This window comes from Paeniglutamicibacter terrestris, from assembly GCF_012271785.1.
Lineage (GTDB): Bacteria > Actinomycetota > Actinomycetes > Actinomycetales > Micrococcaceae > Paeniglutamicibacter > Paeniglutamicibacter terrestris.
Map to the genome: position 1 here is coordinate 209,966 of NZ_JAAWVT010000004.1, position 13,028 is coordinate 222,993.

A 13,028-nucleotide genomic window follows, 5' to 3' on the forward strand; every position below is an offset into this window, starting at 1 on the left:
GGCGTGACGGCTTTAAGCTAGCTAACCTTGGCGCTGTCGAAGCGGTAGTTCGCCGCACGGTGCGAGTCCTGGACACGGTCGCCCTTGCCGAAGAGCTTGTTACGCAGTGTGCCCTCAACGTATTCGGTCGGGTAGGCGCCGCGGGCCTGAAGCTCCGGAACGATGAACTCGACAATGTCTTCGAAGGTGCCCGGGGTGATGGCGTAGGCCAGGTTGAAGCCGTCCACGTCGGTGTCTTGAACCCAATCGATGAGCTTGTCGGCCACCTCGGTGGGCGAACCGATGGTGACGGGGCCGAAGCCGCCAACACCCACCCATTCGGCCAACTGGCGAATCGTCCACGGGTTGCCTTCGTCGCCGCTGGCCTTCTGGAACATCGCGACGGAGGACTGGATGGCGTTGGATTTCACGTTGGCGCCGATAACGTCGTCGGGTCCGTAGGTGGAGAGGTCGACGCCCATCCAGCCGGAAATCAGCGCCAGGGCGCCGTCGATGTCGGCGTAGGACTTGTAGTCTTCAAACTTTGCCTGCGCGGCGGCAGAATCCACGTCGGTGATGATGGTCTGCATGGCGTAGATGCGCACGTCGTAGCGGCCACGTCCTGCGGCCTCAACGGCGTCACGGATCTTGGTGACCGTCGCCTTGAGCATTTCCTTGGTGGGGCAGGTGACAAAGACTGCTTCCGCGTTCTCCGAGGCAAACTTCAGGCCACGCGATGAGGTTCCGGCCTGGAAAACGACCGGGGTGCGCTGCGGGCTGGGCTCGGTGATGGCGATGCCGGGGACCTTAAAGTACTTGCCCTCGTGCTTGATCTCGTGCACCTTGGACGGGTCGGTGAAGATGCCGCGCTCGACGTCCTTCACCACCGCGTCCTCTTCCCAGGAGCCCTCGAGGAGTTTGTAAACAACTTCCAGGTACTCATCGGCGTGGTTGTAGCGCTCGTCGTGCTCCAGCTGGTCTTCTTGGCCCATGTTACGCGCCGCGGAGGGCAGGTATCCGGTGACTACGTTCCAGCCGACACGGCCCTTGGTCAGGTGATCAAGGGTCGCCAAACGACGAGCGAACGGGTATGGGTGCTCGTAGGCGGTGCCTGCCGTGACACCGAAGCTGAGGTTTTCGGTCACCGAGGCCATAGCCGAGACCAGCATGAACGGATCGTTGACCGGGACCTGGGTGCCGGCACGCAACGGAACCTCGTTGGAGCCGCCGAACACGTCGTAGGTGCCCAACACATCGGCAATGAAGATGCCGTCAAACTTGCCCTTTTCCAGCGTCTTGGCCAGATCGGTCCAGTAGGACAGGTCCTTGTAGCGTGCGGACTGGTCCTTGGGGTGCTTCCACAATCCCGGGGACTGATGTCCCACGCAGTTCATGTCGAAGGCGTTAAAGCGGATTTTTCGAGGGGCAGGAGTGGTGCTCATAGTGATCCTTCGCGAGGTGTGGGAAATGTCTAGGTCCGCGGCTATGCGGAGACGAAAGTTGGTGGGGTTTAGCCGAGGTTCTGTACGATCTCGGTCGCCTTGTGCTGTCCCACATCGCCGATGGCATTCAGCTGCTGTGGGGCCGTCCCGTTGACCTCGTAATCGCCAATGATGCGAGACTTGTAGATCGCCGGGTTGTGGGTCGCCACGGTGCGGGCATTGCGCCAGTGCCGGTCTAAATTGCAGCTCTTCGCGGTGGCTGATGCACCCAGTCCGTCAAAAAGCTTGCTGGCTGCCCCGAGCACCAGCGGTTGAACCACGGACTGGGCCCGGTCCGCGGAGAGTTCACAGACAGCAAAGCGCTCCGCCGCACTTAGCGAGGGGTCAGCCAGAGCCACCTCGATCTCGGCAACGGCGGCCAGAACAATGGAATCAACGGCAAACGCGGTGCCAGAAATCTCTCCCACCAACTGCAGCACCTGAGGCTCATCGCGTACCGGAACTCCGGTTCCGGTACTGAAGCTGCGGGTTCGCGCCTGCACCGCGGAGCGGACATCGTTGAGCACCGCACGGGTAATGCCGGCCTGCACAGCAAGAAGGACCAGCTGGAAAATCGCAGATTCCGGATCATTGATCTGCTGTTCCTCCGGCAGGAACGTATCAACCGGGACATTTTCGAATGTCGTAGATCCGGTGCCGGTGAGCTGCTGACCAAAACCGTCCCAATCATCAAAGATCTTCACCCCTGAATGCTGGGTGGAGACCACGGCGATTTGGCGCCCCGCACGGGTGGGGTGGGACACCGCGACGGCCACCCAATCGGCATAGATGGTGCCCGTGCAGTAATACTTTTCGCCGTTGAGGATCCACCGTTCACCGTGTTGGGCCACGTTGGCGTTGAGTGTTCCCAGCTGATTGCCGCCGCGTTCGGTGTAGGCATTGCCAACGATCTGCCCGGCAACGATCCTCTCGACCCAGCGGTGGCGCAAGGCATCATCTTCAAGGTGCAGAACCGCCTCGACGAAGCCAATGTGGGAACGCCAGAGGTGGGCGACCTGCGAGTCGGCTTCGGCCAGCTCGATGAGCAGGCGGAACAAGTCCGAGACACTGGCACCGTAGCCACCCTGGTTAGCGGGGACACGCAGGGCGCCGAAGCGCACCCGGTTTAACCAGCCAACTGGCTCAAAGGGAAGGGTCCGGCTGGCATCACGCTCGCTGGCCCCAGCCGCAATCTTGGCGAAGATCGGACGGAAGATTGCAGCGAGTTCGTCGTAGTGCTCATCGCGCGGAACGCCAGGGGTGAGCTTCAGTAGGTGGCGAGCGGGGGTGGTGCCGGTGAACGAGTTGAGATTAACGGCACCAAAGATGTTGGGGTCGGTCTCGACTTCTAATGCATGCGTAAAGGAATCGGCAGCCATGAATTCTCTCCATCGGTCTGGCGTGAGCACCTACCGCCCAATTAAGGGGAGGGGTTGCTGCGGCGTCATAGAGCCAGATCTCTCGGCCGCTCTGGATGGTTGTTGGTCATATTTCTACACGCTTCCGGGCGACGCAAACAACCCACTACGTCACAAACGAAGTCTGCATCACAGCCCGGTGGCGCCATAGGACTTAGCTGCGTCAGGCCAATAGTCGGAGGCTGATCATTCTTCGGTCGATTCGTTCGATTCGATGTTGGTGCAACATCGGCTGCTGGCTGGTGACCCTCACTGCAGACAACCGGTGGGACAATCGCCGCAGGGCCGGACCTTCTCCGGAACGAGGCGGCGATTTCTACCCGCCGAACAGGCACCCACAACACGCATTAAATATTCGAGGTAGATCGAATATATAGAAGTTTCTTCGATGCGCAATGAAATGGGGGGCAAGTGTCGAACGTTCCGTCACATTACGACCGGTTTGCCCCTATGGCCGATCATCGACTTTGATACAAGAACCACCCATCCCGAGCGGCCGAGAGATCTGGCTCTATGACGCCGCAGCAACCGCCTGTCACGTAGTGGTGCTAACGCCAGAACCGATGGAGCAGAGCATGACCGAAACTCTTACACCAGCACTTTCCAGCGAGTCATCGTGGAGTGAAGCCGAACGTCTCGCCTTTTGGGATGCGGCAGCTCGTCGCCTGAGTTGGTCAGAGCCATGGCACACCATCCACACCAGCACTGAGGTAAATAGCGCCGCCCGGCGGGGACCCGCGCTGCGCTGGTTCGAAGGCGGCAAGCTTAATGCTGCCTACAACTGCGTGGATCGCCATGTGGAAGCGGGCCGCGGAGACAAGGTGGCGCTGCACTTCGAAGGCGAGCCCGGGGACCGAGCCACCGTCACGTACAAGGATCTACAGGATCGCGTTTCTCAGGCAGCCAATGCGCTGGAGTCGCTGGGCATCACCAAGGGTGACCGTGTGGTGGTATATCTTCCGGTTCTTATCGAAACCATCGTCATCACCTTGGCCTGCGCCCGTATCGGCGCGGTGCACTCGCTGGTCTTCGGCGGCTTCTCCGCGGAGGCCCTGAAGTTCCGTGTTGAGGACACCGCGGCCAAACTCTTGGTCACCACCGACGGCCAATTCCGCCGCGGCGTCTCGGTCCCCGTCAAGGCGCACGCCGACGAGGCCGTCGCTGGCGAGAACGCCATCGAGCACGTGCTGGTCATCAACCGCACCGGACACACCGACATTAACTGGGTCGAGGGCCGAGACGTTTGGTGGCACGAGACGGTCGATACCGCGAGCACCGAACACACCTCCGAGGCCTTCGACGCCGAGACTCCACTGTTCATCATGTACACCTCCGGGACTACGGGCCAACCCAAGGGCCTGGTTCACACCACCGGCGGCTACCTCACCCAGACGTCCTGGAGCCATGAGTTCCTCTTCTCGAATCCGGATGCGGCCCAGCGCGACAACGACGTCCATTGGTGCACCGCCGACCTTGCCTGGGTCACCGCACACACCTATGAGATCTATGGGCCACTGTCCAACGGCGTCACCCAGGTCATTTACGAGGGTGTTCCCAACGCCCCGCACCCGGGTCGCCATTTCGAAATCATCGAGCGTTATGGGGTGACCAGCTACTACACCGCGCCCACCCTAGTGCGCTCGCTGATGGGCTGGTTCCCCGAAGGCATCCCGGGCGAATACGACCTCTCCTCGATCCGGCTGGCCGGAACCGTCGGCGAGGCAGTAAATCCGGAAGCATGGCGCTGGCTGCGCGCGCAGATCGGGCGTGACACCGCCGACGGAATTCCGATGGTTGATACTTGGTGGCAGTCCGAAACCGGTGCCACTATCCTCTCCCCGCGCCATGACGACCCCGCATTTAAGCCCGGTTGCGGCACCCGGGCGCTGCCCGGGGTGAGCGTGGACATCGTTGATGACCAAGCACTGACCGTGGGCAAGAACATTCAGGGCAACATCGTGCTCACCAAGACCGGACCGTCGATGGCCCGCACCGTCTGGGGCAACCCCGAGCGCTACTACACCTCCTATTGGGAGAAGTACGCATCACAGGGCTGGTTCCTGGCCGGGGATGGCGCCCGCTTTGATGAGGACGGGGACATCTGGATCCTGGGCCGCACCGACGACGTGATCAACATTTCCGGTCACCGACTTTCCACCATCGAAATTGAATCCGCACTGGTCACCCATCCCGCGGTGGTCGAGGCCGGGGTCTGCCCCACCAGTGATGCCAAAACTGGCCACGCTGCCACGGCATTTGTGGTGCCGTTGGACAAGAGCATCGTGGGCGCCGATCTGCAGGGTGATGCTCTTTTGAGGCAGCGCGAGTTGGCAGCCGAGTTACGCAACCACGTGGCCACTCAGATCGGGCCGATCGCCAAACCACGCGAGATCGTTTTTGTGCCAGATGTTCCCAAGACGCGTTCGGGCAAGATCATGCGCCGATTGCTGACACAGCTTTTTGAGCGGGGCACGCTTGGTGACACCACCAGCCTGCAAAACGAGCCGTGCATCGCGCAGATTAAGGAAATCTGCGAAGCCTAGGTCCTTGGGCGGTCAGTAAACATGCCGACCTGCCACAAGCGATGGCCCGCCTAGGATGAAATCCTCAGGTAGGCCATCGCTCCCTCATGGCTCACGGAGACCCGACCAATATTTGCCTTTGTCGCGAGCTCGTAAAGTTCCACGGCGGTACGTGCCTGGGCTATGTCCCCGTGTGCCTTGAGCAATTTCAGATAGGCATTCGAGCGGGCAGATCCTTTGACGAGCGAGGCCAAAAAGAGGGTACCGCGGTCCTGCAGCTGTTCGCTCAGGCCGGTCAACAGCGCACCAACGTCCGGGACCAGATGCAATAGACCGAGGCCCAGAATGGTTTCGTAGCGCTGCCCCTCGGGCGCCGAGAGCATGTCGCGGCATTCAAGAGTGATCCTGCGTGGAACATCTCCACCCGCGGCAAGGCGTATCGATTCCCTGGCCAGATCGAGCATGGGCGCACTCATATCCACTAGCGTCGTTGGACGTCGGCTGGCCACGTGTAGTAGCGCGGTGGCCTGGGCGGTGCCCACCGCAACCTCTAGCAATGGCCCGTTACCAGAGCCGATGGCTCGCGCCGCGAAGGCCGAATATTGTGCCGGGTGAGTTCCCCAAAGGACTCTGTTGTATATCGGAGAGGCGATCATCGCGTCATAAGCTTTGGCTCGTCGGTCATAAAAAGTTGAGTTGCCGAAGAATTTTTCACCCATACGCTCATGGTCCCTCGCGCAACGTCCCGATACCAGTGTGATGCCGCATCGGGACTGGGTGGTCGGTGGCCGATTCCACGAAATATTTTCCCCAGCTCAGTTTCTATCTTGACTAGTTCAAAATAAACCGGAAAAATGTGAAGCATGACAAAACCGGTCGAGCTCGAGCACGTATTGCGCCAGGCATCCATGCGCGTAACGCTCCCACGGGTCGCCGTGCTCGCTGCGGTGACGGCCAACCCTCATGCCGATACCGACACGATCCGCGACGCGGTACGCCAAGCCCACCCCGCCGTATCGCATCAGGCCGTATACGACTCGCTCAAGTTGCTGACCCAGCTGGGCATCGTGCGCAAGATCCAGCCGCATGGGCACAACGCCCGCTACGAGACCCGTGTTGGAGATAACCACCACCATCTGGTCTGTCGTGCGTGCGGCACGGTGCTCGACGTCGACTGTGCGGTGGGCGGCGCCCCCTGTCTGCACGCCTCCAACGATCATGGCTTCGCCATCGACGAGGCCGAGGTCATGTACTGGGGACTATGCCCTCAGTGCCAAAACGCTGGCTGATTCTCGCCCCATTGCACCGATGACCCGAAACTCCCGCCCCAAAGCTCTCACTTTTTACTAAACCAACTAATCACCTTAACGAAGGAAGTCATGTCTGAAGCTGTAACCGGCAAGTGCCCCGTAATGCACGGTGGCCGCACGCACCCCACCCGCGGAGACGCAAACACCGAGTGGTGGCCGAATAAGCTCAACTTGAAGATTCTGGCCAAGAACACCCAGGTCTCCAACCCGCTGGATGAGGACTTCAACTACACCGAAGCCTTCGAGGCACTTGATCTGGATGCTGTGAAGGCCGATCTCGCCGAGACCATGACCAAGTCCTACGACTGGTGGCCGGCGGACTTTGGCCACTACGGCCCATTCTTCATCCGCATGGCTTGGCACTCGGCCGGCACCTACCGCAGCCACGACGGCCGCGGAGGCGGCGGCGCTGGTCAGCAGCGCTTCGCTCCGTTGAACTCCTGGCCAGATAACGTGAACCTCGACAAGGCTCGCCGCCTGCTATGGCCGGTCAAAAAGAAGTATGGCCAGTCCATCTCCTGGGCCGACCTGATGATCTTGGCCGGCAACGTGGCGATGGAGACCATGGGCTTCAAGACCTTCGGTTACGCCGGCGGCCGCCCGGACGTCTGGGAAGCCGACGACGACGTGTACTGGGGCCCGGAGAAGGTGTGGCTGGATAACGAGCGCTACACCGGCACCCGTGATCTTGAGGCTCCACTGGCAGCAGTCCAGATGGGCCTGATCTACGTGAACCCGGAAGGCCCGGACGGCCTTGCCGATCCGCTCGCTTCTGCCATCGACATCCGCGAAACCTTCCGCCGCATGGGCATGGACGACGAGGAGACCGTCGCGCTGATCGCCGGCGGCCACACCTTCGGCAAGACCCACGGCGCCAACGCCGAGTCCTTCAAGGGGAGCGAGCCGGAGGCCGCTCCGCTGGAAATGCAGGGTCTGGGCTGGAAGTCCGGCTTCGGAACTGGCCACGGCGATGACACCATCGGCTCGGGCCTGGAGGTCACCTGGACCTACCACCCGACCCGCTGGGATAACGAGTTCTTCCATATCCTCTTCGCTTACGAGTGGGAACTGTTCACCTCTGCGGCTGGCGCCCAGCAGTGGCGTCCGAAGGACGGCGGCGGCGCAGATCTGGTCCCGATGGCCCATAACCCTGCTGCACGCCGCGAACCGCGCATGCTCACCAGCGACCTGGCCCTGCGCTTTGACCCGAGCTACGGCGAGATTTCCCGCCGCTTCAAGGACAACCAGGAGCTGTTCTCCGAGGCCTACGCCCGCGCCTGGTTCAAGCTGACCCACCGCGATATGGGCCCGAAGTCCCGCTACCTGGGTAAGGAAGTTCCGGCAGAGGACCTCCTCTGGCAGGATCCGTTGCCGGCCGCTCCGGCCGTGACCTTGGGGGATGCGGAAATCGCGACGCTGAAGGCACTGATTAAGGCATCGGGCCTGAGCGTTTCGCAGTTGGTCTCCACCGCTTGGAAGGCCGCTTCGACCTTCCGTTCCTCGGACAAGCGAGGCGGCGCCAATGGCGGCCGCATTCGCCTTGAGCCGCAGGTTTCCTGGACCGTGAACCAGCCGGAGCAGCTTGCGGTGGTCATCGCGAAGCTCGAGGAAATCGTCAACGAGTTCAACGCCACCTCACTGATCAAGACCTCGTTCGCCGATGTCGTGGTGCTGGCAGGCAACGTGGGCGTCGAGCAGGCGGCTCTGGCTGCCGGCCAGGAACTCACCGTTCCGTTCACCCCGGGTCGCGTTGATGCCACCCAGGAACAGACCGATCTGGAGCAGTTCGCGTGGCTTGAGCCGGTTGCCGACGCATTCCGCAACTACGACTCGGGCTTCCTGAAGATGCCCAGCGAATACCTGCTGATCGACCGCGCGAACCTCTTGGGCCTCTCCGCCCCGGAGATGACCGTGTTGCTCGGTGGCCTGCGTGTGCTGGGCAACAACTGGGATGGCTCGAACCTGGGCGTCTTCACCGACACCCCGGGCGCGCTGACCAATGACTTCTTCGCGAACCTCATGGAACTGGGTCTGGAATGGACGCCGGACGCCGAAGAGAAGACCTACGCCACCACGGACGGCCGCTTCAACGGCAGCCGCGTGGATCTGGTCTTCGGCTCGAACTCCGAGCTGCGCGCCCTCGCCGAGGCCTACGCCGCGGACGACGCCAAGGTGACGTTCGGCCGCGACTTCGCCGCCGCATGGGCCAAGCTCATGGACGCCGACCGCTTCGAACTCAAGAAGTAGTCACCGGCTGAAAACAACGTGGCCGCCACCGAATACTCGGGGGCGGCCACGTTTCATTTTAAATTCAAACACCCCAATAATGACAGGGGCCTAGCCGCGCGGGGCCAGCTCCTGGTCCCCGGCATCACGCAGCACCTTTTCGAGGTCGGAGACGTTTAATAAAACTGCCTCACAGTTGCGGATGCGTGGATGCGGCCGACCAAGCACCGCTTCAAGGGTCAGCCGCAGCAGCGTCCCGTGGGCAACAACCACCAGATTCATTCCGGGGTGCGCAGTCACCAAATGTCCCAAGGCCCGAATGCCACGAGCGGCCACCATGGCCTCGGGTTCGGCAGTCTCCAAAATGGCGTCAATCTTCTCCCGGGACATCCCCAACACCACCCGGCCTTCGCCGGCTCCATAGTTGCGTTCCATCAGGTCCGGGAGGCGTTCAGAAATTTCTAGCCCTAGATCCGCGCCGAGCAGCGACGCTGTCTCCACCGCCCGACCCAGCGGAGAGGAGACTAATACGTCCCATTGAATGCTGATGAGTTCGGCGCCCGCGGTGCGGGCCTGCGCCCTGCCTTGACGGTTCAGCGGAATATCGACCTGTCCCTGGAGCCGCCCCTCGGCGTTCCATTCGGTTTGTCCATGCCGGACCAGGGCAATCTGTGCATCCATCCTTCCAGCATAGCCGTGGGGAAAAATTCGCAGATCGTTCGGCATACTCCCCACAAAAAGCAATCCGGCTCAACATTCTTTGATGAAGTGCCCATTTATTGCCACAATAGAGAAGGCCAGCCCGGGGCGGCGGCGAGATCACGCGCGATGACACAGCAGCACTATTCCGTATCCCAGTGGAACTGATGCAGCTGCTGGTGGCGAGTTTTCTCATCGGTAGCCCATCGATGCTGCTCCCACTCCGTAGCCAATGACCGAACGCCCGCCCGCCACTGCGCCCATTTCTGAGGACAACATATGAGCACAACGCCAGTTAGCACCGTCGCAGATCTAGAGACTCCCCTCAAGTTTGCCTACTGGGTACCCAACGTCTCCGGCGGTCTGGTTGTTTCCACCATTGAGCAGCGCACCGGCTGGGACTTCGAATACAACAAGAAGCTGGCTCGCATCGCCGAGGACTCCGGCTTCGAATACGCTCTCTCGCAGACGCGTTATGCGGCCAGCTATGGCGCGGACAAACAGCACGAAGCCACCGCCATTAGCCTGGCCCTGCTCGGTGCGACCGAACGCCTGAAGGTCATTGCCGCTGTGCACCCCGGCATGTGGCACCCCGGCGTGCTCGCCAAATGGCTGATCACCGCCGACCACATCTCCGGCGGCCGCATGGCCGTGAACGTGGTTTCGGGCTGGCTCAAGGACGAATTTGTGAACTTCGGGCTGGACTGGCTGGAGCACGACGAGCGCTACGTGCGCACCGAGGAATTCATCTCCGTGCTGCGTGGTTTGCTCACCGAAAAGGACTTCTCCTACGCCGGGAAGTACTACAACATCAACGACTTCACGCTCTCCCCCGCCCCGCTGGATATCCCGGGCCGGGCACACCCGGAAATCTTCTTTGGTGGCAACTCGACGGCCGCTCAGGGCGCCGCGGGCAACACCGCCGATTGGTACTTTTCCAATGGTCGCAGCTTGGAAGGCTTCGAGGAGAACATCGCCGGCGTGCTCAAGGCAGCAGCAGCCGGCACCCGCACCGCTCCGGTCAAGCCGCGTTTCGGCATCAATGGCTTTGTCATCGCCCGGGAGACCGAGGCCGAGGCCACCGAGACGCTGCGCGAGATCATTGCCAAGGCGCACCGCCCCGCGGTTGAGGGCTTCGCCGCCGCCGTCAAGGAAGCCGGCCAGTCCACCAAGGACGGCAAGGGCATGTGGTCCGATTCCACCTTCGAGGACATGGTCCAGTACAACGACGGCTTCCGCTCCAAGCTCATCGGCACCCCGGAACAGATTGCCGAGCGCATCATCGACTTCAAGAAGATCGGCGTCAATCTGTTGCTGACCGGCTACCTGCACTTCCAGGAAGAGGTTGCAGCCTTCGGCCGCGACGTGCTTCCGTTGGTGCGCGAGCTCGAGGCCGATTTGGCCCGTAAAAACGGCACGGAACTGAATACCGATCTTCTACCCATCACCAACCTCGAAGGAGCTCGCGCCTAATGGCCGAACACCAATTTGGATTCCGAACGCGAGCTTTGCACGCCGGCGGCACCCCCGACGCCGAGCATGGTGCCCGTGCCGTGCCGATCTACCAGAGCACCTCGTTTGTCTTCAAGGATTCCGACGATGCCGCAAATCTCTTTGCGCTGCAGAAGTACGGCAACATCTACTCACGCATCGGCAACCCGACGGTCGCCGCCTTCGAGGAGCGCATCGCGTCCTTGGAGGGCGGCTTAGGCGCAGTGGCCACCGGTTCGGGCATGGCAGCAGAATTCATCACCTTCGCCGCATTGGCCGGCGCAGGAGACCACATCGTGGCGTCTTCCAAGCTCTACGGTGGCACCATCACCCAACTAGATGTGACCCTGCGTCGCTTTGGCGTTGAGACCACGTTTGTTGACTCCACCGACCCGGCAGCCTACGCCGCGGCCATTCAGGAGAACACCAAGGCGCTGTACACCGAGATTGTGGCCAACCCCTCCGGCGACATCGCCGACCTGAAGGGTTTGGCCGAGGTCGCCCACGCCGCGGGCATCCCGCTGGTTGTCGACTCGACGCTCACCCCGCCCTACCTGCTTCGTCCCATCGAGCACGGCGCCGACATCGTGATTCACTCGGCGACCAAGTTCCTCGGCGGCCATGGCACCACCTTGGGTGGTGTTGTGGTGGAATCGGGCACCTTCAACTGGGGCAACGGCAAGTTCCCCTCGATGACCGAGCCGGTGGCCTCCTACGGCAACGTCTCCTGGTGGGATAACTTCGGCGAATACGGCTTCCTGACCAAGCTGCGTTCCGAACAGCTACGCGACATCGGACCGGCGTTGCCGGCACAGTCCGCATTCCAGCTCCTGCAGGGTGTAGAGACCCTTCCCCAGCGCATGGACGCCCACTTGGCCAACGCCAAGGCCGTTGCCGCTTGGCTCGAAAAGGATGAGCGCATCACCTATGTGAACTACGCGGGTCTGGAATCGCACCCCCACCATGAACGTGCCAAGGAACTGTTGCCGCTCGGCGTTGGTTCCGTCTTCAGCTTTGGCGTCAAGGGCGGTCGAGCCGCTGGCAACGCCTTTATCGAGGCGCTGCAGTTGGCCAGCCACCTGGCCAACATCGGGGATGTGCGCACCCTGGTGTTGCACCCGGCCTCCACCACGCACCAGCAGCTCTCCGCGGAGCAGTTGGTTGCAGCCGGTGTTCCGGAAGACCTGATCCGCTTCTCCGTGGGGCTTGAGGACCTAGAGGACATCCTGTGGGACCTTGACCAGGCCCTCACCGCCTCACAGCAGGCCGCGGCAGCACCGGCCGAGGAAACCTACGATGGGGCCGCCTGCTCCATCGACGCCGCCCGCGCGGCCTCCGTGACGGGAGCCAAGTAAATGAGCAACGCAGTAGAAGCCCGCACCTGGGAGGGGCCCAACGCGGCCGAGCGCCTGGACATCTTGCGCAACACCACCTCGATCGCGATCGTCGGGGCCTCCAATAAGCCCTCCCGCGCCAGCTACTTTGTGGCCACGTACCTGCTCTCTTCATCGAGGTACAAGGTGTACTTCGTGAACCCGGTACTCAACGAGATTCTTGGCGAGCCGGTTTACAAGTCACTGGCGGATCTGCCCGAGGTCCCCGACCTCGTTGAGGTGTTCCGCAAGCACGACGATCTGCCCGGCGTCCTGGACGAGGCCATAGCCGTTGGGGCCAAGACGCTGTGGTTGCAGCTGGGATCCTGGCACGAAGAAGTTGCAGCGCGCGCCGAGGCGGCAGGCCTGAACATCGTGATGGATCGATGTGTGAAGATCGAACACGCTCGCTTCCACGGCGGACTGCGCTTGGCCGGCTTTAATACCGGCGTCATTTCCTCCAAGCGCCAACTGCTCGCCTAGCTTCAAACTCGGCGACAGCCAGAGGGTTCGTGTTCCAAAAACCATG

Annotated in this window: 10 protein-coding genes and 2 riboswitches; of the genes, 6 read left to right on the top strand and 4 right to left on the bottom strand. The window is 61.7% G+C overall.

Annotated features, from left to right (window positions below; translation table 11 throughout):
• Positions 1 to 17 precede the first annotated feature (17 nt).
• Together HED64_RS10765 and HED64_RS10770 are read right to left on the bottom strand one after the other, a co-directional pair.
• Positions 18 to 1,421, bottom strand: a complete 1,404-nt coding sequence (locus HED64_RS10765) for an LLM class flavin-dependent oxidoreductase (RefSeq protein WP_168151998.1) — start codon at positions 1,419 to 1,421, stop codon at positions 18 to 20.
• A gap of 68 nt (positions 1,422 to 1,489) precedes the next feature.
• Positions 1,490 to 2,839, bottom strand: a complete 1,350-nt coding sequence (locus HED64_RS10770) for an acyl-CoA dehydrogenase family protein (protein WP_168151999.1) — start codon at positions 2,837 to 2,839, stop codon at positions 1,490 to 1,492.
• Positions 2,840 to 2,845: 6 nt separating this feature from the next.
• A riboswitch (SAM riboswitch) is annotated at positions 2,846 to 2,941 on the bottom strand.
• 417 nt (positions 2,942 to 3,358) lie between these two features.
• Positions 3,359 to 3,448, top strand: a riboswitch (SAM riboswitch).
• A gap of 5 nt (positions 3,449 to 3,453) precedes the next feature.
• Between HED64_RS10770 and acs the strand changes: the two genes are divergently transcribed.
• Entirely contained in the window at positions 3,454 to 5,421 is a 1,968-nt protein-coding gene (acs, locus tag HED64_RS10775; protein ID WP_168152000.1) for an acetate--CoA ligase, read from the top strand.
• A 50-nt stretch (positions 5,422 to 5,471) separates the two neighbouring features.
• Here the strand turns inward: acs and HED64_RS10780 are convergent, their stop codons facing one another.
• On the bottom strand, positions 5,472 to 6,119 hold the full coding sequence (locus HED64_RS10780) for a class I SAM-dependent methyltransferase (protein ID WP_168152001.1): 648 nt from the start codon (positions 6,117 to 6,119) through the stop codon (positions 5,472 to 5,474).
• A gap of 144 nt (positions 6,120 to 6,263) precedes the next feature.
• Between HED64_RS10780 and HED64_RS10785 the strand changes: the two genes are divergently transcribed.
• Both HED64_RS10785 and katG read left to right on the top strand, forming a co-directional pair.
• Positions 6,264 to 6,689, top strand: a complete 426-nt coding sequence (locus tag HED64_RS10785; RefSeq protein WP_168152002.1) for a Fur family transcriptional regulator — start codon at positions 6,264 to 6,266, stop codon at positions 6,687 to 6,689.
• Between the two features lie 90 nt (positions 6,690 to 6,779).
• A complete protein-coding gene (gene katG / locus HED64_RS10790; protein WP_168152003.1) occupies positions 6,780 to 8,957 on the top strand; it encodes a catalase/peroxidase HPI in 2,178 nt (725 codons plus the stop codon).
• Positions 8,958 to 9,047: 90 nt separating this feature from the next.
• Here the strand turns inward: katG and HED64_RS10795 are convergent, their stop codons facing one another.
• Positions 9,048 to 9,617 (bottom strand): histidine phosphatase family protein, encoded by a 570-nt coding sequence (locus HED64_RS10795; protein ID WP_168152004.1) that lies wholly within the window; start codon positions 9,615 to 9,617, stop codon positions 9,048 to 9,050.
• Between the two features lie 297 nt (positions 9,618 to 9,914).
• Here HED64_RS10795 and sfnG point away from each other — a divergent pair, with 297 nt between their 5' ends.
• Genes sfnG through HED64_RS10810 form a run of 3 tightly spaced genes read left to right on the top strand, consistent with a single transcriptional unit; the run spans position 9,915 to position 12,982 of the window.
• Positions 9,915 to 11,108 (top strand): dimethylsulfone monooxygenase SfnG, encoded by a 1,194-nt coding sequence (gene sfnG, locus HED64_RS10800; protein ID WP_132364217.1) that lies wholly within the window; start codon positions 9,915 to 9,917, stop codon positions 11,106 to 11,108.
• On the top strand, positions 11,108 to 12,481 hold the full coding sequence (locus HED64_RS10805; RefSeq protein ID WP_168152005.1) for an O-acetylhomoserine aminocarboxypropyltransferase/cysteine synthase family protein: 1,374 nt from the start codon (positions 11,108 to 11,110) through the stop codon (positions 12,479 to 12,481). Before sfnG ends, HED64_RS10805 begins: the two co-directional genes overlap by 1 nt.
• The gene (locus tag HED64_RS10810; protein WP_168152006.1) at positions 12,482 to 12,982 is read left to right on the top strand and encodes a CoA-binding protein; all 501 of its coding nucleotides are present in this window, start codon (positions 12,482 to 12,484) and stop codon (positions 12,980 to 12,982) included. It abuts the gene before it with no gap.
• Positions 12,983 to 13,028 lie beyond the last annotated feature (46 nt).

Coding starts and splice junctions, on each gene's coding strand:
- HED64_RS10795 (WP_168152004.1), bottom strand. CDS start 9,617: ATGGATGCACAGATTGCCCTGGTCCGGCATGGACAAACCGAATGGAAC.
- HED64_RS10810 (WP_168152006.1), top strand. CDS start 12,482: ATGAGCAACGCAGTAGAAGCCCGCACCTGGGAGGGGCCCAACGCGGCC.
- HED64_RS10785 (WP_168152002.1), top strand. CDS start 6,264: ATGACAAAACCGGTCGAGCTCGAGCACGTATTGCGCCAGGCATCCATG.
- acs (WP_168152000.1), top strand. CDS start 3,454: ATGACCGAAACTCTTACACCAGCACTTTCCAGCGAGTCATCGTGGAGT.
- sfnG (WP_132364217.1), top strand. CDS start 9,915: ATGAGCACAACGCCAGTTAGCACCGTCGCAGATCTAGAGACTCCCCTC.
- HED64_RS10770 (WP_168151999.1), bottom strand. CDS start 2,839: ATGGCTGCCGATTCCTTTACGCATGCATTAGAAGTCGAGACCGACCCC.
- HED64_RS10805 (WP_168152005.1), top strand. CDS start 11,108: ATGGCCGAACACCAATTTGGATTCCGAACGCGAGCTTTGCACGCCGGC.
- HED64_RS10780 (WP_168152001.1), bottom strand. CDS start 6,119: ATGGGTGAAAAATTCTTCGGCAACTCAACTTTTTATGACCGACGAGCC.
- katG (WP_168152003.1), top strand. CDS start 6,780: ATGTCTGAAGCTGTAACCGGCAAGTGCCCCGTAATGCACGGTGGCCGC.
- HED64_RS10765 (WP_168151998.1), bottom strand. CDS start 1,421: ATGAGCACCACTCCTGCCCCTCGAAAAATCCGCTTTAACGCCTTCGAC.